Source organism: Niastella sp. (assembly GCF_045805085.1).
Classification (GTDB): domain Bacteria; phylum Bacteroidota; class Bacteroidia; order Chitinophagales; family Chitinophagaceae; genus Niastella.
Genome location: NZ_JBJMLX010000483.1, coordinates 1 through 22,660 on the forward strand (window position 1 = coordinate 1; position 22,660 = coordinate 22,660).

General features: G+C 45.3%; 15 protein-coding genes. 14 read left to right on the plus strand and 1 reads right to left on the minus strand.

Features of this window, described 5'->3' with window-relative positions; genetic code table 11:
- A partial coding sequence (locus tag ACJ751_RS25425; RefSeq protein WP_407748343.1) for a Mov34/MPN/PAD-1 family protein occupies window positions 1-181 on the plus strand: 181 nt, incomplete at its 5' end.
- Window positions 182-267: 86 nt separating this feature from the next.
- Complete coding sequence (gene moeB / locus ACJ751_RS25430; RefSeq protein ID WP_407748344.1) at window positions 268-1,422, plus strand: molybdopterin-synthase adenylyltransferase MoeB; 1,155 nt, start codon at window positions 268-270, stop codon at window positions 1,420-1,422.
- Between the two features lie 195 nt (window positions 1,423-1,617).
- Here moeB and ACJ751_RS25435 read toward each other — a convergent pair whose 3' ends face one another.
- Window positions 1,618-3,189 (minus strand): hypothetical protein, encoded by a 1,572-nt coding sequence (locus ACJ751_RS25435; RefSeq protein WP_407748345.1) that lies wholly within the window; start codon window positions 3,187-3,189, stop codon window positions 1,618-1,620.
- Window positions 3,190-3,404: 215 nt separating this feature from the next.
- Between ACJ751_RS25435 and ACJ751_RS25440 the strand changes: the two genes are divergently transcribed.
- The 12 genes from ACJ751_RS25440 to ACJ751_RS25495 all read left to right on the plus strand — a co-directional run bounded on the left by ACJ751_RS25440 (window position 3,405) and on the right by ACJ751_RS25495 (window position 22,303).
- Window positions 3,405-4,568, plus strand: coding sequence for a 2-isopropylmalate synthase (locus tag ACJ751_RS25440; protein ID WP_407748346.1), 1,164 nt, complete (start codon window positions 3,405-3,407; stop codon window positions 4,566-4,568).
- 31 nt (window positions 4,569-4,599) lie between these two features.
- On the plus strand, window positions 4,600-4,875 hold the full coding sequence (locus tag ACJ751_RS25445) for a hypothetical protein (RefSeq protein WP_407748347.1): 276 nt from the start codon (window positions 4,600-4,602) through the stop codon (window positions 4,873-4,875).
- A gap of 50 nt (window positions 4,876-4,925) precedes the next feature.
- On the plus strand, window positions 4,926-6,041 hold the full coding sequence (leuB, locus tag ACJ751_RS25450) for a 3-isopropylmalate dehydrogenase (RefSeq protein ID WP_407748348.1): 1,116 nt from the start codon (window positions 4,926-4,928) through the stop codon (window positions 6,039-6,041).
- 348 nt (window positions 6,042-6,389) lie between these two features.
- Complete coding sequence (locus tag ACJ751_RS25455) at window positions 6,390-7,280, plus strand: branched-chain amino acid transaminase (RefSeq protein WP_407748349.1); 891 nt, start codon at window positions 6,390-6,392, stop codon at window positions 7,278-7,280.
- Between the two features lie 53 nt (window positions 7,281-7,333).
- Window positions 7,334-9,019, plus strand: a complete 1,686-nt coding sequence (ilvD, locus tag ACJ751_RS25460; protein ID WP_407748350.1) for a dihydroxy-acid dehydratase — start codon at window positions 7,334-7,336, stop codon at window positions 9,017-9,019.
- A gap of 65 nt (window positions 9,020-9,084) precedes the next feature.
- Window positions 9,085-10,830 carry a biosynthetic-type acetolactate synthase large subunit gene (ilvB, locus tag ACJ751_RS25465; RefSeq protein ID WP_407748351.1) on the plus strand — a complete coding sequence of 582 codons (1,746 nt, stop codon included), beginning with the start codon at window positions 9,085-9,087 and terminating at the stop codon, window positions 10,828-10,830.
- A 15-nt stretch (window positions 10,831-10,845) separates the two neighbouring features.
- Window positions 10,846-11,631, plus strand: a complete 786-nt coding sequence (locus ACJ751_RS25470; protein WP_407748352.1) for a class I SAM-dependent methyltransferase — start codon at window positions 10,846-10,848, stop codon at window positions 11,629-11,631.
- Between the two features lie 41 nt (window positions 11,632-11,672).
- On the plus strand, window positions 11,673-12,260 hold the full coding sequence (ilvN, locus tag ACJ751_RS25475; RefSeq protein ID WP_177193719.1) for an acetolactate synthase small subunit: 588 nt from the start codon (window positions 11,673-11,675) through the stop codon (window positions 12,258-12,260).
- A 100-nt stretch (window positions 12,261-12,360) separates the two neighbouring features.
- Window positions 12,361-13,428 carry a ketol-acid reductoisomerase gene (gene ilvC, locus ACJ751_RS25480; protein WP_407748353.1) on the plus strand — a complete coding sequence of 356 codons (1,068 nt, stop codon included), beginning with the start codon at window positions 12,361-12,363 and terminating at the stop codon, window positions 13,426-13,428.
- Window positions 13,429-13,538: 110 nt separating this feature from the next.
- Window positions 13,539-14,795: a threonine ammonia-lyase gene (gene ilvA, locus ACJ751_RS25485; RefSeq protein WP_407748354.1), complete on the plus strand. Its 1,257-nt coding sequence runs from the start codon at window positions 13,539-13,541 to the stop codon at window positions 14,793-14,795.
- A gap of 1,338 nt (window positions 14,796-16,133) precedes the next feature.
- Window positions 16,134-20,657: a glutamate synthase large subunit gene (gene gltB, locus ACJ751_RS25490; protein ID WP_407748355.1), complete on the plus strand. Its 4,524-nt coding sequence runs from the start codon at window positions 16,134-16,136 to the stop codon at window positions 20,655-20,657.
- 140 nt (window positions 20,658-20,797) lie between these two features.
- A complete protein-coding gene (locus tag ACJ751_RS25495) occupies window positions 20,798-22,303 on the plus strand; it encodes a glutamate synthase subunit beta (RefSeq protein WP_407748356.1) in 1,506 nt (501 codons plus the stop codon).
- The last annotated feature ends 357 nt before the right edge of the window (window positions 22,304-22,660 follow it).

Here is a 22,660-nt window from a genome sequence, read left to right on the forward strand (position 1 = left end):
CTATCATTCGCATCCCAATCATCCTGCAATACCATCTGAACACGACCGGGCAGCCGCACAACCATTCTTTTCATATCTGATTATTTCAGTGAATGAAAAAAAACCGGGGCCTATCAGGTCGTGGCGGTTAAACGATGAGCTGCAGTTTGAAGAAGAGAATAATCATTTAATAGCCTGGTAAAGGCAGGTTTTGCAGGAAATGACGACATTCGTGATTTACAGTTGGGGGATAACTTAAACTAAGAACCCAAAAACAAGAATTGAAACATGGGCGAAATAACATTTACCAAAGCAGAACTTGAAAGATACAATAGGCATATAATAATTCCTGGGTTCGGATTAGCCGCACAACAGAAATTAAAAGCCGCCAAAGTGCTGGTAGTGGGTTCCGGCGGATTGGGAAGTCCGGTGTTGTTGTACCTGGCTGCTGCCGGTATTGGCACCATCGGTATTGTTGATTTTGACGTGGTAGATGACAGCAACCTGCAACGCCAGGTATTGTTCGGGGTAAATGAAATAGGCAAACCAAAAGTGGACGCCGCCAAAGCAAGACTGCAGGCCCTGAACCCGCATCTTGAATTCGTATTGTACAATACCCAGCTCACTTCGCAGAATGCGCTGGACATTATAAAAGACTACGACGTGGTGGCAGATGGCACCGATAATTTTCCCACGCGTTATCTGGTGAATGATGCCTGCGTATTATTGGGTAAGCCCTATATCTATGCTTCCATCTTTCAGTTTGAAGGACAAGTGTCTGTATTTAATTATCGCCATGCCAACGGCGAGCGGGGACCGAATTACCGCGATCTGTATCCAACGCCGCCGCCACCGGGATTAGTGCCCAGTTGTGCCGAAGGTGGCGTTTTAGGCGTATTGCCCGGCATCATTGGCAGCTTACAGGCGCTGGAAGTGATTAAGGTTATCACCGGAGTAGGGGAGCCACTCGCAGGACGCTTTTATATTTTTGATGCCCTGAACTTCGAAAGCCGCACGTTTACTATTTCCCGCCGGGATGATAATCCATTGAATGGAAAAAATCCCACCATAACCCAACTGATCGATTACGAACAGTTCTGTGGCGTAAAAGCAGTAGAGAAACCGGTAAAAGAAATTACGGCTGCCGAATTATATGAGCTGCAGGTAAAAGGCGAACCGTTTCAACTTATAGATGTACGCGAGCCCTATGAGTACGACATTGTAAACATCGGCGCCGAACTGATCCCATTGGCTACGGTTGCCGAACAGGCCGATAAATTCAGCAAGGACATTCCCGTAATAGTCCATTGCAAAATGGGTGGCCGCAGCGCCAAAGCCATCCGGGAACTGGAAGATAAGTTTGGGTTCACTAATTTATACAACCTGAAGGGAGGCATATTAGCGTATATAGATGACATAAAGCCTGAGTTAACTAAATATTAAATGTGAACATCTTTCCTCAACTAATAAACGATTCTACACCACGGGCGGTATTGCATAAAGAAATGGTGGATAGTCTTGCTGTGCAGGTTGTTAAATAAGCCAAATTGCAAACAGGACGTACAAGAGTGCGACGCAACGACAGTTGAATAGACATTCAGATGCCGGCGACAATAACTTTAAACTTAAAACATAAAACTAAGAAGTTGAACTATCCGCTTTCCGCTTCATCTTAGCCAAAAACTTTCTTCTGATAACAATCTCCGTAGCCGGTATATTCTCCATTTTGCTTTCGAGCCAGCTGATGATATCCAGGTAAGCAAAGGCCCGGGTTTCGAAGCGGTTGGCCTGTAATTGCTTTAATTGTTCAAGCAGTTTGGCAAATTCCGGCTTCAACTGGCGGGGCGACAAATGGAACGTCCGGCGCAAAAAACGAAAGATCTCTTCTTCCACCACGCTGAGGTTGCCCATCTTGGCCATAAAGCGATATACAGACTTGAACAGGTATTCCAGCAACTGAAAATTACCCAGCTCGTAATGGGCTATTAAATGCAACAGGCGGCTGTAGCATTGCAGGTCGGTACGCAGGTCAACCTTCCAGTTAATGATCTTGTTGAGGTAATCGATGGCCTCTTCATAATGTCCACTGCCAAAATACAGGGAAGCGAATTTGTAATAGAAAACAAGAATACGGTGGCGATCGAGATAGATCTCGTATTCCTTCAGGTTCTCTTCAATATACGGTACCAGTTTCAACCCCTCGGAAAACGTGCCCTCCATAAAGTGCATGTTGATCTTGCTCACATGGAGGTACACAAAAACCTGAATGCGGTTATTGTGGTTATTGACCACCAGGTCGCTGTTGGCAAAGGCCTCGAATTTTTCCAGGGACTCTTTCAGCTTGGTATGGTTGTGCAGATCGAAGTGGGCGCCCATCAGGTTGTGCATCCCTTTAATGTAGTGGGCTGTTTCCACTTCAATCATAAATGGTTCTTTTTCAAACAATTCTACCCATTTTTGGGTGTGGCGGTAGTACTGCAGAAAGTCCTGGCGGATGAAAGCGTACCAGCAAAAGCTTTGGTACAGGTACAGGCGTTCGTAAAAGCCTTTGGCTTCATCGGCGCCCTGGGGAAAATGCTGGCCGAAGAACTGCTGGATCTCCTTTTCATCGTTTTCGTCGCGGGCATGGCCATTCTTTATATACCAGCTATAGAGCAGCAGCGATAAATTGCTCAGTTTGCTCACCATCAACAGGCGGCGGTTGGTTTCATCCACATCACTTGTCAACTGCTCGGCGCGGTCGGTCATACTGCGCGTAATGTGCAGGGCCTCGATCTTTTTCTCAAAAAACAGCACCTGCAATAAATAGGTGATCTGGTTATTGGTGCGGGCCATTTCCTTCATGCGGTCGAGCATCTTGAGACTTTGGAGGTACAACCCCTTGTTGTACAGGATGCGGGCATGGTCCATCATCTCATGCAGCTGAATATCAATGTTGTTCTCATTTTTTATGAGTCGTAAGCTGCTGAGGATCTGTTTGTATAAATGGGCCTTTATATTCGATAACTGCTGCTTTTTCAAGTCTTTATACTTACTCAGCAGTAAATTCTCGTCGTATGTATCCATTTTATCCAGGGCATCAAAAAGCTGCACAATTTTCAGGTTCTCACTGGATGAATTTCTTTGTACATACAGCTTGAAATTGCGTTTTTCTGATTTCTCCAGGGATTTCACCAGCTGGAACAAGGCGTCTGTAGAACGGTTGGGCATCGTAATCAATAATCATTAAAGTCCTTGACCCTCAATGGTTTTGGACGGGTTCTCGCTATTTAAATAATGTAAATTAAGTACAAATTAGGTTTTACAAGTTAGTTAAACAGGAATAATTTCGGTTCAGCAGGTTGTTATTCTCTTTAATAGCAAGCAACACAAAATCGAACAGCCTGCTTTTTTTTAAAATAAAATCCTACTTTATAGAGTCACCTATGCCAAAGAACAAAGTCTATATTTTCGACACAACATTGCGCGACGGCGAACAAGTGCCAGGCTGTAAATTAAATACGAAAGAGAAGATAGAGATTGCTTTGGCCCTTGAAGATCTGGGTGTAGATATTATTGAAGCTGGATTCCCTATTTCCTCACCTGGCGATTTCAAAAGTGTGAGTGAGATTGGATCAGTTATCAAGAACGCAGTCATATGCGGTTTAAGCCGGGCCGTGCAGAAAGATATCGAAGTAGCGGCAGAAGCCCTGAAAACAGCTAAAAGGTCCCGGATCCATACGGGGATCGGAACTTCCGATTTCCATATCAGATCGAAATTCAACTCAACCCGCGAAGACATTCTGCAACGGGCTATCCAGTGCGTGAAATGGGCGCGGAACTTTACAGATGATGTTGAATTTTATGCAGAAGATGCAGGCCGTACCGATAATGAGTACCTGGCCCGCGTGGTAGAAGCAGTGATCGCTGCCGGCGCCACCACGATAAATATACCTGATACGACAGGTTACTGCCTGCCGCATCAATATGGCGAGAAGATCGCTTACCTGATCAACAATGTGCCTAATATCGACAAAGCAGTGATCAGCTGTCATTGTCATAACGACCTGGGACTGGCTACCGCTAACTCAATTGCCGGTGCAATGAACGGAGCCCGCCAGATCGAGTGTACGATAAACGGTTTGGGTGAAAGAGCTGGTAACACCTCATTGGAAGAAGTGGTAATGGTTATCCAGCAACACCAAAGCCTCGGTTTTTATACCGACATCAAAACACAACAACTGAACCCATTGAGCAGGCTGGTTTCCGATACCATGCGGATGCCTGTTCAACCGAATAAAGCTATTGTAGGCGCCAATGCATTTTCACATTCATCAGGCATTCACCAGGATGGATTTTTGAAAGATGCACAAACCTACGAGATCATTAACCCCGAACAGGTTGGGGCTGATGGAAGTAAGATCGTATTAACAGCGCGCAGCGGCCGAAGCGCATTAGCTCATCGTTTTCATAAACTGGGATTTATGTTCAACCGCAATGATATTGATGTGTTGTACGAACAGTTTTTGAAAGTGGCAGATAGAAAGAAAGAGGTGGAAGATGAGGATCTGAAGGTATTGGGAAATCAATACCAGGCCGCCACAGTGTAGTGAGCAGTATTTTCTCATAATCATGTAGTTTTTGTTACGCGTGGTGCGTCTGCACCACGCTTTTTTCCCTACCCCCAAAGGGGAAAATAAAAAGAGAAAAGAAATGAAAGAGTTAAGTAATACCGGTATAAGCGGTAAAGTTCAATACGCTCCGCCATCTGACGGATCAGGGGGTATTCTTACGGATTATCAACAATTACCAATAAAAGTTTTTGTATCGCGCCTGATGGTGCAACCATTGATTGAAAAAATAACCTCTATGGTTATGCATTTCCATCACAAACGGTTGGCACTGGTTAGGCTATAGGTGTGTGAAGGAATGCGGGATTTAATAACCGTGTTTTGAAACTACGTTGTATGGAAAAGAATATTGTTGTTATAGAAGGTGATGGCATTGGGCCTGAAGTAACCCGGCAGGCGGTAAAAGTATTGAATGCCATTGCCGACCAATTTGGTCATGAGTTCAACTACAGGTATTGCTTAATGGGTGCCGATGCCATAGATAAAACCGGCAACCCGCTGCCTGACGAAACGATTGAAGCCTGCCTTAACAGCGACGGAATATTATTTGGCGCTATCGGCCATCCAAAATATGATAACGATCCTTCCGCCAAAGTACGCCCCGAGCAGGGCCTGCTGAAACTGCGGAAAAGCTTACAATTGTTTGCCAACATTCGACCTGTAATCACGTACCCCTCACTGCAACACTTATCTCCTTTAAAAGTACAGCAATTAGAAGGAGTTGATTTTATAATCTTCAGAGAACTGACCGGCGGTATTTATTTTGGGAAGAAGGAATTAAGTGAAGATGGAAACCGTGCTGCCGACGATTGCGTATATACGCGTGCAGAAATTGAACGCATTACGCACCTGGCATTTCAATATGCCCAACAGCGTCGCAAGAAACTAACGTTGGTTGATAAAGCCAATGTACTGGAAACATCACGCCTGTGGCGTAAAGTGGTGCAGGAAATAGCTGCTCAATATGCTGAGGTGAAAGTTGATTTTCTGTTTGTTGATAACGCGGCCATGCAGATCATTCTGAACCCGAAACAGTTTGATGTAATTCTTACAGAGAACATGTTCGGCGATATTATCAGCGATGAAGCCAGTGTTATCAGTGGTTCGCTGGGTTTGTTGCCGTCGGCATCGGTTGGGACCGGAGTAGCGCTGTTTGAACCTATCCATGGTTCTTATCCGCAGGCAGCAGGTAAAGACATCGCCAACCCGCTGGGATGTATTCTATCAGCAGCCATGTTGCTCGATCATTTCGGACTGGCGAAAGAAGCAGAGGCCGTACGACTTGGTGTAGAATGGACGCTGGTGAATGGTTTTGTAACAAAAGATATTGATCCGATTAATTTTTATTTCACGTCTACCATTGGTGAACTGGTGAGTGATTTCGTAGCGAATCGTATACCAGGTGGGGTGAATAAGGCTAATATAGAATTGCGTAAATCAACAATTATTTAGTTAATTGATAGCTAGTGTGTTGATGATGCGAAGGCAATTCGGGGCCGAAAAACAAAAAATTAGAAAAAAAGCTCTTTATATTTCAAAACGGCGGGTGTATATTTGTTGCACACGAATTCCTCTATGCAAAAAAGCAGCTTTAATAACATCATCTCTGTGGTTACTGCAATAATAATTATTGTGGTGGTGGTGATTATTCCTGCAACGCATGGAGGTGGTGCTTAACGTATACTAAAATCAGCATAAAGACCCGCCTCCAACGAGGCGGGTTTTTTTGTTTTAGGCCTGAGCGAAGTCGAAGGATCGAGGGCGTTCTTAATCAATAACCCTTATTCTAAATAAACAAACATGGCATACTATCACGATAACACGATCATTTTTCTCAATGGCGCTTTTGTAAAAGCGGCAGAGGCAACTACTGACTATTACAGCCAGTCGCTTCATTATGGGTATGCCGTATTTGAAGGCATCAGATCGTACCAGACAGCCAGCGGCGAAACGAAGATCTTTAAGGCAACAGAGCACTACGATCGCCTGAAAAACTCAGCTGTTGCATTGAACATGCCGTACAACTGGGATACCAATGAACTGATAGAAGCCACCTATGCCCTGCTGGAAAAGAACAACCTGCAGAATGCTTACATCCGGCCAGTAGTGTACGCGCCGGCCAATATGAGCTTCAACCTCAATAACGAATCATATTTAATGATCGCTGCATGGGAAATGGGTTTGTTCCTGGGGGAGAAATTAATCCGCGTAATGACCTCTTCTTTTCAACGCCCCAACCCCAAAGGTTTTCGCATTGAAGCAAAAGCCAGCGGCCATTATGTGAATTCGATCCTCGCCAGCCAGGAAGCAAAGGCAAAAGGTTTCGATGAAGCCCTGCTGACTGATATGAATGATTTTGTAGCAGAAGGTCCGGGCGCCAATGTATTTTTTGAAAAGAACGGCAAACTGGTTACGCCACCCACCGGTAATATTTTACCCGGTATAACCAGGGCCACTATAATAGAATTATGTGCAGAAATGAATATTCCCGTTGAAGAGCGTTTGTTCACCACCGATGAATTAAAACAGGCGGATGCCGCATTCTTTTGCGGTACTGCGGCAGAAGTGATCGGCTGGCAATCGTTCGACGATGTGGTGTTCCCCACCAACTGGAACGATACGCTGGGGAGAAAAATTCAACTGGCATATAAAGAACGGGTAACGGAAGCGGCATTGGTAAGTGAGAAATGAAGAATCAGAAATTAAAAAGTAAATCCAATTTTAATAGTTTTTAGACAGGTACTATGGCAGAATTAAACAAATATTCAAAGACACTTACGCAGGATGAAACCCAGCCTGCCGCCCAGGCCATGTTATACGGCATTGGCTTAACTGACGAAGATCTGAAAAAAGCGCAGGTAGGTATTGCGAGCATGGGTTACGATGGCAACACCTGTAACATGCACCTGAACGACCTGGCTAAAATTGTAAAAGAAGGTGTTTGGGCGAACGACCTCGTAGGATTGATCTTTAATACCATTGGCGTGAGTGATGGTATGTCGAACGGAACCGATGGCATGCGCTATTCACTGGTTAGCCGCGATGTTATCGCCGACTCCATTGAAGCGGTTTGTGGCGCACAATATTATGATTCCTTAATTACCATTCCTGGTTGCGATAAAAATATGCCGGGTTCATTAATGGCCATGGGCCGCTTGAACCGCCCCTCCATCATGGTATATGGTGGAACCATTGCACCCGGTCACTATAAAGGACAGGACCTGAATATCGTTTCTTCATTCGAAGCGTTAGGACAAAAGATAGCGGGCAATTTGAGCGATGCAGATTTTAAAGGCATTGTAATGAACTCCTGTCCCGGCGCCGGCGCCTGTGGCGGGATGTACACGGCCAATACCATGGCATCGGCCATTGAAGCGTTGGGTATGAGCCTGCCTTATTCATCATCGAACCCGGCGCTCAGCGAAGAAAAAAGAAAAGAGTGTTATGATGCGGGTAAGGCCATCCGCCTGTTGATGGAAAAAGATATCAAGCCCCGCGATATCATGACCCGCAAAGCCTTCGAAAACGCCATCACCACCATTATGATCCTCGGTGGAAGTACCAACGCCGTACTGCACCTGATCGCCATCGCCAAGAGCGTAGACGTTCCCCTCACACAAGACGATTTTCAAACTATCAGCAATAAGATCCCCATGCTGGCCGACTTTAAACCCAGCGGAAAATATTTGATGCAGGACCTGCACGAGCATGGTGGTTTGCCTTCAGTAATGAAATACCTGTTACAAAAAGGATTGCTGCATGGCGATTGCTTAACCGTAACCGGTAAAACACTGGCTGAGAACCTGGCCGGCGTTCCTGACCTCGACTTCAACAAACAAAAAATAATTCTCCCTCTCGAAACACCCATAAAAGCTACCGGTCACTTACAAATTCTGTATGGTAATCTGGCTGCAAATGGTAGTGTTGCCAAGATTACCGGTAAAGAAGGCGAACGCTTTGAAGGACCCGCCCGCGTTTTCGATGGCGAGTTTGAACTGATTGCCGGTATTCAAAGTAAAAAAGTACAGCCGGGTGACGTTGTGGTGATCCGTTATGTAGGACCCAAAGGCGGACCTGGAATGCCTGAAATGCTGAAACCAACCTCTGCCCTGATTGGCGCTGGTTTAGGTAAAAGCGTAGCCCTTATCACTGATGGCCGTTTCAGCGGTGGTACGCACGGTTTCGTGGTTGGGCACATTACACCAGAAGCGTTTGATGGCGGTGGTCTTGCCTACGTGAAAGATGGTGACATCATCGAGCTGGATGCAGTTAAGAATACCATCAATGCAAAGGTTAGTCCCGACGAATGGGCAAAACGCAAAGCGGCATGGAAACAGCCTCCATTGAAAGTGAAAAAAGGACTTCTCTATAAATATGCGAAGCAGGTAAAAGATGCTTCCGAGGGATGTGTAACTGATGAATCGGAATAACGATGCTTCCATCACACAAAAAATGAAATGGAACTAAACGACAATTGAATCACAAAAAAAAGTTTATGAGTACAATCGAAAAGACACCTGCCAAAGGAAAGACGGAAAAGAAACCAGCTGTAACAAATATCAGCGGCTCGGTCGCAGTGTTGGAAGCATTCCTGGCAGAGGGTGTCAGTACCATCTTTGGATATCCGGGAGGCGCTATCATGCCTATCTATGATGCGCTGTACGATTACCAGGAAAAACTACATCATATACTTGTGCGTCATGAGCAGGGTGCAACACATGCCGCACAGGGCTATGCGCGCTCCTCAGGTGAGGTAGGTGTCGTATTCGCCACCAGCGGTCCTGGCGCCACCAACCTGGTAACAGGGTTGGCTGATGCGATGATCGACAGCACACCGATGGTGTGTGTGACCGGACAGGTATTTGCCCATTTGCTGGGTACAGATGCCTTTCAGGAAACGGATGTGATCAATATAACCACACCGGTAACCAAATGGAATTACCAGGTAACAGATGCTACCGAAATTCCTGCCGTGCTGGCAAAAGCTTTCTACATTGCCCGCAGCGGTCGTCCCGGTCCGGTGTTGATTGATATAACCAAGAACGCACAGATACAAAAATTCGATTACGAAGGCTATACCAAATGTGACCATGTGCGCAGCTATCGCCCTGCACCCATTGTACGCAAAGAGTACATAGCAGCGGCCGCTAAACTGATCAACGAAGCAGAGAAACCTTTTGTGATCTTTGGTCAGGGGGTAATACTCGGTAAAGCTGAACAGGAGTTTTTGAAATTCATTGAGAAAGCGGGTATCCCTACAGCCTGGACTGTGATGGGATTGAGCGCCATCCCTTCCGACCATCCGCTGAACGTAGGTATGCTGGGCATGCACGGTAACTATGGCCCTAACGTACTCACCAATGAATGCGATGTATTGATCGCGATCGGGATGCGTTTCGATGACCGCGTTACCGGCCGTTTAGATAAATATGCCAAACAGGCAAAAGTAATTCACCTGGATATCGATCCGGCTGAGGTTGACAAGAACGTGAAAACAACCGTTCCGGTTTGGGGCGACTGTAAAGAAACCCTGCCCATGTTGACCGCGCTGATAGAACAAAAAGTATATCCGCAATGGTTGCAGAAGTTCAAGGATATGATGAAAGAGGAAGAAGACGCCTGTATTACGCCAGAACTGAACCCCACCACCGATGAAATGACCATGGGTGAAGTAATAAAAACTCTGAATGAATTGACTGGTGGCGATGCGATCATTGTAACCGATGTTGGCCAGCACCAGATGGTAGCCTGCCGGTATGCAAAGTTCATCAAATCAAAAAGTAATATCACCTCCGGTGGTTTGGGAACCATGGGCTTTGGCTTACCTGCAGCTATAGGTGCAAAAGTAGGTGCTCCCAATAGAACTACCGTTGCTATCATTGGCGATGGTGGTTTCCAAATGACCCTTCAGGAACTGGGAACCATCATGCAAACAGAGATCGATGTAAAGATCCTGATCCTGAACAACCGGTTCCTGGGAATGGTGCGTCAGTGGCAGGAACTCTTCAACGACAAGCGCTATTCATTCGTAGATATTGCCAGTCCTGATTTTGTAACGTTGGCCAGTGCATACAAAATTCCCGGACAAAGCATTTCAAAAAGGGAAAACCTGAAAAAAGCATTGTCAGAGATGCTGAATACAAAAGGCGCTTACCTGTTGGAAGTAATGGTAGGAAAGGAGAACAACGTGTTCCCGATGGTGCCACAAGGTTGCAGCGTAGCAGAAATCCGTTTAAAATAATTAAAAAGGTAACGAATGGCTATAACAGAAAAAAATACCTGGAATACCTCGCTGTACGACAACAAACATGATTTTGTTTTCAAGTATGGTGAGTACCTGGTACAACAGCTGCTAACCCCACAGGAAGGCGAACGTATTCTGGATATAGGATGTGGTACCGGTTATTTAACCAGCCTGATCGCCGCTTCAGGCGCTATGGTTACAGGTATGGATAGTTCAATAGACATGATCGCCAAAGCGAGAAATGAATATCCGCATCTGCCCTTCAGACTGGCCTCAGTAACTGATTTCGACTTCAATGAGTCATTCGATGCCCTGTTTTCCAATGCAGTACTGCACTGGGTAACCGAAAAGGAGCAGGCCATTCAATGCATGTACAAGAACCTGCGGCCCGGCGGCCGGCTGGTGCTGGAGATGGGTGGAAAAGGGAACGTGCAACTGATCATGCGTGCCCTGAACAATGCGCTGATAGAATACGGATACCCACAGAACGCTTACCGCGACCACGAGATCTGGTACTATCCTTCCTTAAGCGAGTACACCGGTCTGTTGGAAAAACAGGGATTCAGGGTTACCTACGCGGCGCATTATAATCGCGAAACGGAGTTGAAAGATGCACAGGATGGTATCAAGGATTGGGTGCATATGTTTTGTGGTACATTACTGGAAGGTGTAGCAGAAGAAGCGAAAGAGAAGATCCTGGAAAAAACACAGGAAACATTGCGGCAAACCCAGTACAGGAACCAGAAGTGGTATGCAGATTATAAAAGGTTGCGCGTAGTAGCCATAAAAGAGAACTAAAGTACAAATTGTAATTCATCAAAAACCCTTTGGGTTATATTATGAAACAGGAATTCACCGTAACGGTATATACTGAGAACCAGATCGGCTTGCTGAACCGCATCGCCATTATGTTCTCACGCCGTAAGATCAATATCGAGAGTTTGAATACCTCTCCTTCAGAAATAGAAGGCATCCACCGCTTTACCATCGTCATCAACGAAGTGGAAGAAGTGGTGAAAAAGCTGGCGCGCCAGATAGAAAAGCAAGTGGAAGTGCTGAAAGCTTATTACAATACCAACGATGAAATTGTATGGCAGGAGCTGGCTTTGTACAAAGTACCTACCGATGAAATTGCTGAAAAAGTAAAAGTAGAACGGTTATTGCGTGAGTACGGTGCAAGGGCAGTGGTGATCAGAAAAGATTATACCGTGTTTGAAACTACCGGTCAGCGCGAAGAGATCAACAAACTCATTGCTGTACTGGAGCCCTATGGGTTGATTGAATTTGTACGCAGCGCCCGGGTGGCCATTATTAAAGCCAGCAGTGGTTTCCACAGCAAGCTGAAAGAATTCGAGAAAAAAGAACCAGGTGAAGAAGTGATCGAAAATGAATATTTAGGTAAAGGCGACCAGGTGTTTACCATGTAATATATCAGGGTGACTCACCCGCCAAGGGTGGGCCACCCTATGCATCTCTTTAAAATAAAGGACCAAAACAAAAAACCAATAACAATAAACATTCTCAACAATGGCAAAATTAAATTTCGGCGGGGTGGAAGAAAATGTAGTAACTCGTGATGAGTTCCCACTTGCCAAAGCGCAACAGGTATTGAAAAATGAAGTAGTAGCTGTGATCGGCTACGGTGTACAAGGTCCAGGCCAGGCGCTGAACCAGAAAGACAATGGTATCAATGTAATCGTAGGCCAGCGGAAAAATTCAAAAACCTGGGATAAAGCGGTGAAAGATGGTTTTGTACCCGGCGAAACATTGTTCGAAATTGAAGAAGCATTACAACGTGGTACTATCATTTGCTACCTGTTGAGCGATGCTGCCCAAATTCAATTGTGGCCTACCGTTAAAAAACATTTAACTGCTGGTAAAGCATTATATTTCTCACATGGTTTTGGTATCACCTTCAACGAGCAAACAGGCATCATTCCTCCCAAAGATGTAGACGTGTTCCTGGTAGCTCCTAAAGGCTCTGGTACTTCACTGCGTCGGATGTTCCTGCAAGGCCGTGGTTTGAACAGTAGCTACGCTATTTTCCAGGATGCTACCGGTAAAGCTAAAGAAAGAGTAGTGGCGCTGGGTATTGCAGTAGGTAGTGGTTACCTGTTTGAAACTGATTTCAAAAAAGAAGTATACAGCGACTTAACCGGCGAAAGAGGTACACTGATGGGTGCTATTCAGGGCATCTTCGCTGCTCAATACCAGGTATTGCGTAGTAAAGGTCATACCCCTTCAGAAGCATTCAACGAAACTGTTGAAGAGCTGACTCAATCACTGATGCCACTGGTTGCAGAAAATGGTATGGATTGGATGTATGCCAACTGTAGCACTACTGCTCAACGCGGTGCATTGGATTGGTGGAAGAAGTTCCGCGATGCAACATTGCCTGTATTCAACGACCTGTATGAAAGCGTTGCTACCGGTAAAGAATCTCAACGTTCAATCGACAGCAACAGCCAGGCTGACTACCGTGAGAAACTGGAAGCTGAGCTGAAAGAACTGCGTGAAAGCGAAATGTGGCAAGCTGGTAAAACAGTTCGCAGCCTTCGTCCGGAAAATCAAAAACCAGCCGAAGTTGTAGCTTAAGAGCATAGCACTGTAAAAAATTAGCCACCGTTCCGAAATTTCTGATAACTAAAACAGCGGAAAAAATTTCAAACAAAGAACGGTGGCTAATTTTTTTAATTATATCAAGTATGAGCACATTCACACAAACCAGGCCTGAATTGGAATTTCATAAAGCAGCGTTGCGGTTGAAAAAAGTGGTGAACAAAACCCCACTGATGTACAACCACAACCTGTCGAAGAAATACCAGTGCAACGTGTACCTGAAGCGGGAAGATCTGCAGGTTGTACGGTCGTACAAGCTGCGGGGAGCGTATAACATGATGAGCAGTTTGCCGGCCGAAGAACTACAGCGTGGAGTGGTATGTGCCAGTGCGGGCAACCATGCACAGGGATTTGCTTTCTCCTGCAAAAAGCTCAATGTAAAGGGGGTGGTTTTTATGCCCATTATAACACCCAGACAAAAGGTAAACCAAACCATCATGTTTGGTGAGAAGAACATCGAAATTCAACTCATTGGCGATACGTTTGATGATTGCGCCGTAGCTGCGAAACAATATACAGAGCAGCAGGGCATGACCTTCATTCCGCCGTTTGATGATTACCGCATTATTGAAGGACAGGGAACTGTAGCGGTTGAAATACTGGAAGAACAAAGTGATATTGATTATGTGTTTGTACCCGTTGGCGGCGGCGGCTTAAGTGCCGGGGTAGGATCGTACATGAAAACGTATTCACCCAAAACAAAAATTATTGGCTGTGAGCCCGAAGGCGCTCCTTCCATGTTTGAAGCATTGAAAAACGGTGCTCCTGTAACACTGAGCGAAATAGATCGCTTTGTTGATGGTGCCGCTGTTAAAAGAGTAGGGGACATCACCTTCCCTATTTGTAAAGAGGTGTTGGATGATATGCACCTGGTACCGGAAGGGAAAGCCTGTTCAACCATTTTGAAATTGTACAATGAAGATGCCATTGTAGTTGAACCGGCTGGTGCATTATCAATTGCGGCGTTGGATGATTATGCCGATGCGATAAAAGGCAAAACCGTTGTATGCATAATAAGCGGCAGCAACAATGATATTGATCGCATGCAGGAGATAAAAGAAAGAAGCCTGCAGTATGAAGGGTTGAAACATTATTTCCTGGTAAAGTTTGCACAACGGCCAGGCGCCCTGAAAGAGTTTGTGAATCATGTGCTGGGACCAAATGACGATATCACCCGGTTTGAGTATATGCAAAAAACAAACAAAGAAAGCGGCCCTGCATTAGTAGGCGTAGAGTTGAAGAAAAAAGAAGATTACGATATACTGTTGCAGAACATGCAACGTTATAACATAAACTATACAGCGTTGAATAAGAACGATACGCTGTTTGGTTATTTGGTATAAAACATATGTTATCTGTTTAAGTGGTTAGCCATTCCGATTCATCGGGATGGCTTTTTTGATAATAAAAAGCCCCCCGATATCCGGAGGGCTTTGTCATAAAGTCTGACGGATGGTCTTCTTTAGCTTGGATAATGGATTAAACGGAAGAGTTGCTATCGGTTGCTAAAGACCTTGGTCTTTTCATAGATAGCCGTCAATGATCTGAGGGACGGGACAAAACATACACATATTTGAGTCTACTTTGGACAAATAAAAATTGATTGTCCTCATAGAACCGGATTGGCTTTTCCTGGATATTGGCGTACTAATAGGTTAATTAAATGGTACAGGGCAATTGATATTGGATTTCTGTACACATGGTTTTCCCCGGATATTGAATACTAATAGGGATTAAAACGATACATAGATCGATATTGGATTTATGAGCCTGGTTTTTCTCGGATATCAGACACAATAGTGTTAAAAAGTGCACAAGGACTGATATTGGATAGTATGATCTTGGTCTTCCATGGATAATGGAATACTTGTCCCGACATTAAATCGGAAAAGATGTTCTAAGAAAAAAATTATGTTTGATTAATCGTTAAGGCAAAGCACTGTCAGTGATTTGTTATTGATACATGGCGATGAATGCACAAGAGAAATGAATAGCTATAGCTATGGCTGTGACACAATGGTTAGAATGTTCGTAGAGTATTTTTGTCGATATTGCCGTCAGCTGATATTGGATTTGGCGCTGCAAATTTACGTCGTTACAGCACAGCAGACAAATGTGTTTGATGAAACTTATACACATATAACCGTGCATAACAAACGATTAATAATAAACACTTAGCACACTGATGGTCGTTAGCCTTAAAGTATAATAACCATTTAACAAGTGTATGAAGGTAAAAGGCAATCATATTGTGCGTGGCTATTAATTTTAACTACAGGCTTTGTAGTTGTTTGTACTACGCCTTTTTTGATGAGTTTCCTACACTGCTTCCGAAATGTTAAAATAAATACAACAGGCTGTTTAAACTGCATAACGCTTGCTATAGATAATTAGCACCCTCCAAATCCATCCTGCAGCATCCTGCCCGGTAGCCTACCGGATTGGTAAACAATAGCAAGTCATTAATTGTAATATTGTTTGATGTATGAGGCGTTTGATAGTATTGCAGGGATCATAAAAACTTACTAAATACATCCAGCTATTTTGTGAAAAAAATTGCATAAACTCCGGGCAATAAGTGGTTTTTTTCGTAATTTCAATCGCTTGCTTGCTATCTAATTAAACGATTTAAAGAGAAACTGACTTTTAATTGAATATTTTTCAAAAAACTATGCATTTCCATGGCAAGTAACCTGGGTTTATACCATCCTTCCTTTGAGCGTGATGCCTGCGGCATTGGATTCGTAGCGAACATTAAGGGGCACAAAAGTCACCAGAACATCAGCGATGCATTAACCATATTGGAAAATATGGAACATCGGGGTGCCTGCGGCTGTGAACCTAATACGGGCGATGGCGCCGGTATTATGATCCAAAATCCCCACGAGTTCTTTTTCGACGAGTGTCTGAAGCTGGGTGTTCATCTGCCAGCCTTTGGCCGCTATGGCGTTGGGGTAATATTTTTCCCCCGCGAGATCCGTTTACGTGAAGAGTGTCGCGATATCTTCAATCGCGCTGCTGAGAAATTAGGCCTGGAAATTCTGGTTTACCGAAAGGTGCCCGTAAATCCTGATGGCATTGGTCCCTCCGCATTGAGTGTAGAGCCTGAAATGGAACAGGTATTCATCGCCTGTCCCGACCACATCAACAACCCCATTGACTTTGAACGCAAATTATTTGTGCTGCGCAACTACGCCAGCCATACTATAAACAATACGGTTAAGAAAGACGCGATCGGTTTTTACATCGCATCGCTTTCTTACAAAACCGTTGTATACAAGGGACAGTTAACCAGTAACCAGGTTCGTGGTTATTTCAACGATCTTAGCAATAAGAGAATGGTTTCTGCCTTTGGTCTGGTTCACTCACGCTTTGCCACCAACACTTTCCCCAGCTGGAAACTGGCGCAACCTTTTCGCTACATTGCACATAACGGAGAGATCAATACGCTGCAAGGTAATCTGAACTGGTTAAAGACCAGCGAACATGGCTTTACGTCACCTTTCTTCACCAATGAAGAAATGGAAATATTGCTTCCGATCGTTACCGAAGGACAGAGTGATTCTGCCTGTTTGGATAACATGATCGAGCTGCTGGCATTGACCGGCCGTTCATTACCCCACGTTATGATGATGTTGATCCCGGAAGCATGGGATGGCAACGACCAAATGGATCCGGTGAAGAAAGCGTTCTACGAATTCCACGCTTCTATCATGGAACCCTGGGATGGTCCTGCATCTATTTCCTTCACTGATGGAAAGATCATTGGCGCTACCCTCGACAGAAACGGTCTGCGTCCTTCAAGATATTGCGTTACCAACGATGATCGTGTGATCATGGCATCTGAAACAGGTGCATTACCAGTTGATCCCGCTATCATCATTGAAAAAGGCCGCCTGCAACCCGGTAAAATGTTCGTGGTTGATATGGAGCAGGGCCGCATCATCAGCGATGAAGAGCTGAAAAATGATATCTGCTCACGCAAGCCTTATGGCGACTGGTTGAACCAATACAAGATCCGGTTGGAAGAACTGGATGAACCGCGTGTTGCATTCACCCACCTGTCAGACGCTTCTATTTTGAAATACCAGAAATCTTTTGGTTATTCAACAGAAGATATCGACGATCTGATTACTCCCATGGCCGTTGATGGCAAAGAACCCATCGGTTCAATGGGTACCGATACGCCGCTGGCAGTATTGAGCGATCAGCCGCAACACATCACTTCTTACTTCAAACAATTATTCGCACAGGTAACCAACCCGCCCATTGATCCCATTCGCGAAAGAATGGTAATGAGTTTGGCAACCTTTGTTGGAAATAACGACAACTTATTATTGGAAGATCCCAAACATTGCCATACGGTGGCATTGAAACATCCGATACTCACCAGCACCGAACTGGAAAAACTGCGCAGTATAGATACCGGGATCTTCCAGGCTAAAACCCTGCAAACGTATTTCAGAGCAGATGGCAAACCAGGTTCTTTAAAGAAAGGTCTTGACAGGCTTTGCCGCTATGCAGAAGATGCCGTGCACGATGGATTTGAAGTGTTGATCCTGTGCGACCGTGCGGTAGATTCTGACCACGCTGCAATTCCTTCCCTGTTGGCAACCGCTGCAGTACACCACTATCTTATCCGCAAAGGATTGCGTGGTAAAGTAGGTATTGTGGTTGAAGCCGGTGACGTATGGGAAGTACACCACTTTGCCTGCCTGCTGGGCTTTGGAGCTACCGCCATCAATCCATACCTGGCGCTGGCAACCATCCGCAACATGAAAGTGAACAACACGCTGCAAACAGAACTTGGCTGGGATCAACTGCGTTATAACTATATCAAAGCAGTTTGCGACGGTTTGCTGAAAGTGTTCTCTAAAATGGGTATCTCCACCCTGCAATCATACCAGGGCGCCCAGATCTTTGAAATACTTGGTTTAAATAAAGACCTCGTAGAAAAATGTTTCACTGGCGCCGTTAGCCGCATTGAAGGTATTGGCCTCGATGAACTGGCAAAAGAAGCGCTGGCCAAGCATTGGTTTGCATTCAGCCGCAAAGACATTCCGGTTGACCGTTTACCTGTAGGCGGTGTTTATCAATGGAAACGTAAAGGCGAGTTCCACCTGTTTAACCCAACTACCATCCACCTGTTGCAGTATGCAACCCGGATGAACGATTACAATACGTATAAGAAATATGCAAAGGCAGTAAACGATCAAAGTGAGAAAGCCGCCACACTGCGCAGTATGTTCCAGTTTAAAGTGAACAGACCCGCCATCTCGATCGATGAAGTGGAATCGGCTGAAAGCATTTTGAAACGCTTTGCTACCGGCGCCATGAGCTTTGGTTCTATTTCGTGGGAAGCGCACACAACCCTGGCTATTGCCATGAACCGCATAGGGGCAAAAAGCAATACCGGTGAGGGTGGTGAAGATGAAGCGCGTTACACCCCATTGCCTAACGGCGACAGTATGCGCAGCGCGATCAAACAGGTAGCGAGCGCCCGTTTCGGTGTAACCAGCTATTATCTGACTGAAGCCGATGAGCTGCAGATCAAAATGGCACAGGGTGCAAAACCTGGTGAAGGTGGTCAGTTACCGGGTCATAAAGTAGATGACTGGATCGGTAAAACCCGTCACTCAACACCAGGCGTTGGTTTGATCTCTCCGCCACCACACCACGATATTTATTCTATCGAGGACCTGGCACAGCTGATCTTTGACCTGAAGAACAGTAACCGCGCCGCCCGGATAAACGTGAAGCTGGTATCAAAAGCAGGTGTAGGTACTATTGCAGCCGGTGTGGCCAAAGCCAAAGCCGATGTAGTATTGATCTCTGGTTTTGATGGTGGTACAGGTGCTTCACCCATCAGTTCTATTAAACATGCCGGGTTGCCATGGGAGTTAGGTTTGGCCGAAACCCATCAAACACTGGTGAAAAATAAATTACGCAGCCGCGTTACCGTACAGGCCGATGGCCAAATGAAAACCGGTCGTGATATAGCCATTGCTACCTTACTGGGAGCAGAAGAGTGGGGCGTTGCAACCGCAGCCCTCGTGGTGGAAGGTTGTATCATGATGCGTAAATGTCACCTGAATACCTGTCCGGTTGGGGTGGCTACACAAGACCCTGAATTACGCAAACGCTTTTCTGGTAACGCCGATCACGTAGTGAACTTCTTTCAGTTCCTGGTACAGGACCTGCGTGAGATCATGGCTGAACTGGGCTTCCGCTCAATTAATGAAATGGTTGGACAGGTTGATTGTCTCGAAATGCGCGAAGGCATCACCCACTGGAAAACCAGCAAGCTCGATCTGAGCCCTGTATTATATAAAGAACCTACTGGTCAATATACCGGTTTATACAAACAGGAAGAACAGGACCATGGCATTGCCGAGGTATTAGACTGGAAATTGTTGAAAGCTGCTCAGCCGGCGCTCGACAAACAGGAACGCATTTCAGCTTCCTTCCCGGTTAAGAATACCGATAGAACCATTGGTACTATCTTATCGAATGAGATCTCGAAAAAATATAAAGGCGAAGGATTACCTGATGATACCATTCACTTTAATTTCTCAGGTACTGCCGGACAAAGCTTTGGCGCCTTTAACGCAAAAGGGGTGACCCTTGAGCTGGAAGGTGATGCCAACGACTATTTTGGTAAAGGATTGAGCGGCGCCAAGCTGATCGTATATCCGCCCAAACAAGCCAGCTATGTACCGGAAGAAAACATCATCATTGGTAACGTGGCCTTCTATGGCGCTACATCTGGTGAAGCCTACATCAGAGGTAAAGCCGGTGAACGTTTTGGGGTTCGTAACTCAGGCGCCGAAGTAGTGGTGGAAGGTGTGGGCGATCACGGTTGTGAATACATGACCGGTGGCCGCATAGTGATACTGGGCGCTACAGGCCGCAACTTTGCTGCCGGTATGAGTGGCGGTATTGCTTATGTGTACGATGTGAAACAACAGTTTGCTACACTTTGCAATAAAGAAATGGTTGACCTCGATCCGCTGGATGCAGAAGATGCACAGGCGCTGAACGATATGATTACCCGCCATTATGCTTATACTGGTAGTGCCGTAGCACGTTTTGTATTGGATGATTTCGAGAACCAGTTGAAGAACTTCATTAAAGTGTTCCCGAAAGATTACAAGAAAGCGCTGCAGGAAAAAAGCAAAGTAAAGCAAGGCGCTAAGAAGAAGTAAGCTGAGTAGCGAACAGGGCCCTGAAGTACGCTGCCGCTCAAGGCTATGGCGCACAAGTGAGTGACACAACAGGCGCTGAGATAAGAACAGCAGCTGACAACCAAAACAATTAACTAGAATCGAAAAACTGAAAATAGAAAATGGGTAAACCAACAGGTTTTTTAGAATTTACCAGGGAATTGCCGGGTAAAAAACCAGTAGAGGAAAGGTTAAAAGATTACAATGAATTTGTTGAGCGCTACAGCGAAGAAAAGCTGAACCAGCAATCGGCACGTTGTATGAATTGTGGAGTTCCTTTTTGCCACAGCGGATGTCCGCTGGGTAATGTGATACCTGAGTTTAATGATGCGGTATACCGCAAGAGCTGGCAGGAAGCCTATGATATTCTTTCTTCAACCAATAACTTTCCGGAGTTTACCGGCCGTATTTGTCCGGCGCCTTGCGAAAGCGCCTGCGTATTGGGCATTAACCAACCGGCTATCACCATTGAAGAAATTGAAAAGCATATTATAGAAATAGCTTTCGATAAAGGATTTGTAAAACCACGCAAACCACACGTGCGCACCGGTAAAAAAGTAGCCGTGATAGGTTCTGGTCCCGCTGGTTTGGCTGCCGCTGCGCAGTTGAACTATGCAGGTCACTCAGTAACCGTGTTTGAGCGCGACGATAAGCCTGGTGGTTTGTTACGATATGGCATACCTGATTTTAAACTGGAGAAATGGGTAATTGACAGAAGAATAAAACTGATGGAAGAAGAAGGGGTGACCTTCCGCTGCCATGCCAACGTGGGTGTGAATGTACGCATCAACGACCTGTTACGCGAATACCATGCAATTGTACTGGCTGGTGGTTCAACTGTTCCCCGCGATCTGAAGATCCCTGGCCGCGAACTGAAAGGCGTTTATTATGCCATGCAGTTCCTGAAACAACAGAACAAGCGCAATGCAGGTCTCGATCCGCTGGCGAATGCCAATATCGAAAGCAATATCTTCAGCGAGAATTTATTAGCTACCAATAAGAATGTTGTGGTAATTGGTGGGGGTGATACCGGTAGCGACTGCGTTGGTACCAGCAACCGTCATAAAGCAAAATCAGTTACCCAGTTTGAGCTGCTGCCCAAACCACCGGAAGGCCGTACGGAGTTTATGCCCTGGCCCAGCTTCCCCATGATCCTGAAAACTTCTTCATCGCACGAAGAAGGCGCCAACCGTCACTGGGCGATTGCTACCAAGGAGTTTGTTGGTGATAAAAAAGGTAACCTGAAAGCCCTGAAGGTGATTGACCTGGAATGGAAGGTAACTGAAGACGGCAAACCGGCTCAGTTTATTGAAAAACCAGGATCGGAGCGGGAGCTGCCCTGCGAGCTGGCATTGCTGGCCATGGGTTTTGTGCATCCGCAACACGAAGGTTTATTAAGCGAGCTGGGTGTTGACCTGGATAGCCGTGGTAATGTGCGCGCCACTGAAAAGGAATATAAAACAAGCATTAATAAAGTGTTTGTAGCTGGTGACATGCGCCGGGGGCAAAGCCTGGTTGTATGGGCCATCAGTGAAGGCCGCGAGGCTGCCCGTAAAGTAGACGAATTCCTGAACGAAGGCGTTTCTTTCCTGGAAAGCAAAGACCAGAATATTGTGTTAGCGATATAAGGCTAAAAACCACATTTTTTATGAGCCCTGACGGTGACGTCGGGGCTTTTTTGATTTATATACATATAAAATATTCGTATGTGAAATCTGAACTGGTATTGGGTATTTATTTGCACGTTTAGGTTGGTTAATTTTAGATTATTAATGGTAAATCTCACAATTTTCGCAATTTGATGCAAAAGACTATCGAATTTTAAACACCATCCAAAAAGGGTGGTGTTTTTATTTTCAAAACAGGGCTTTATTTAAATAATGGGCCAGCAAGCAGTTATGACATGGATATAAGATAAATAAGATATACATTATAAATATTAAAATATAATTGATGGATCAGGTTTTATGTTAAAAAATGAATAT

Coding starts and splice junctions, on each gene's coding strand:
- ACJ751_RS25440 (WP_407748346.1), top strand. CDS start 3,405: ATGCCAAAGAACAAAGTCTATATTTTCGACACAACATTGCGCGACGGC.
- ACJ751_RS25470 (WP_407748352.1), top strand. CDS start 10,846: ATGGCTATAACAGAAAAAAATACCTGGAATACCTCGCTGTACGACAAC.
- moeB (WP_407748344.1), top strand. CDS start 268: ATGGGCGAAATAACATTTACCAAAGCAGAACTTGAAAGATACAATAGG.
- leuB (WP_407748348.1), top strand. CDS start 4,926: ATGGAAAAGAATATTGTTGTTATAGAAGGTGATGGCATTGGGCCTGAA.
- ilvB (WP_407748351.1), top strand. CDS start 9,085: ATGAGTACAATCGAAAAGACACCTGCCAAAGGAAAGACGGAAAAGAAA.
- ACJ751_RS25435 (WP_407748345.1), bottom strand. CDS start 3,189: ATGCCCAACCGTTCTACAGACGCCTTGTTCCAGCTGGTGAAATCCCTG.
- gltB (WP_407748355.1), top strand. CDS start 16,134: ATGGCAAGTAACCTGGGTTTATACCATCCTTCCTTTGAGCGTGATGCC.
- ilvN (WP_177193719.1), top strand. CDS start 11,673: ATGAAACAGGAATTCACCGTAACGGTATATACTGAGAACCAGATCGGC.
- ilvD (WP_407748350.1), top strand. CDS start 7,334: ATGGCAGAATTAAACAAATATTCAAAGACACTTACGCAGGATGAAACC.
- ilvC (WP_407748353.1), top strand. CDS start 12,361: ATGGCAAAATTAAATTTCGGCGGGGTGGAAGAAAATGTAGTAACTCGT.
- ACJ751_RS25495 (WP_407748356.1), top strand. CDS start 20,798: ATGGGTAAACCAACAGGTTTTTTAGAATTTACCAGGGAATTGCCGGGT.
- ilvA (WP_407748354.1), top strand. CDS start 13,539: ATGAGCACATTCACACAAACCAGGCCTGAATTGGAATTTCATAAAGCA.
- ACJ751_RS25455 (WP_407748349.1), top strand. CDS start 6,390: ATGGCATACTATCACGATAACACGATCATTTTTCTCAATGGCGCTTTT.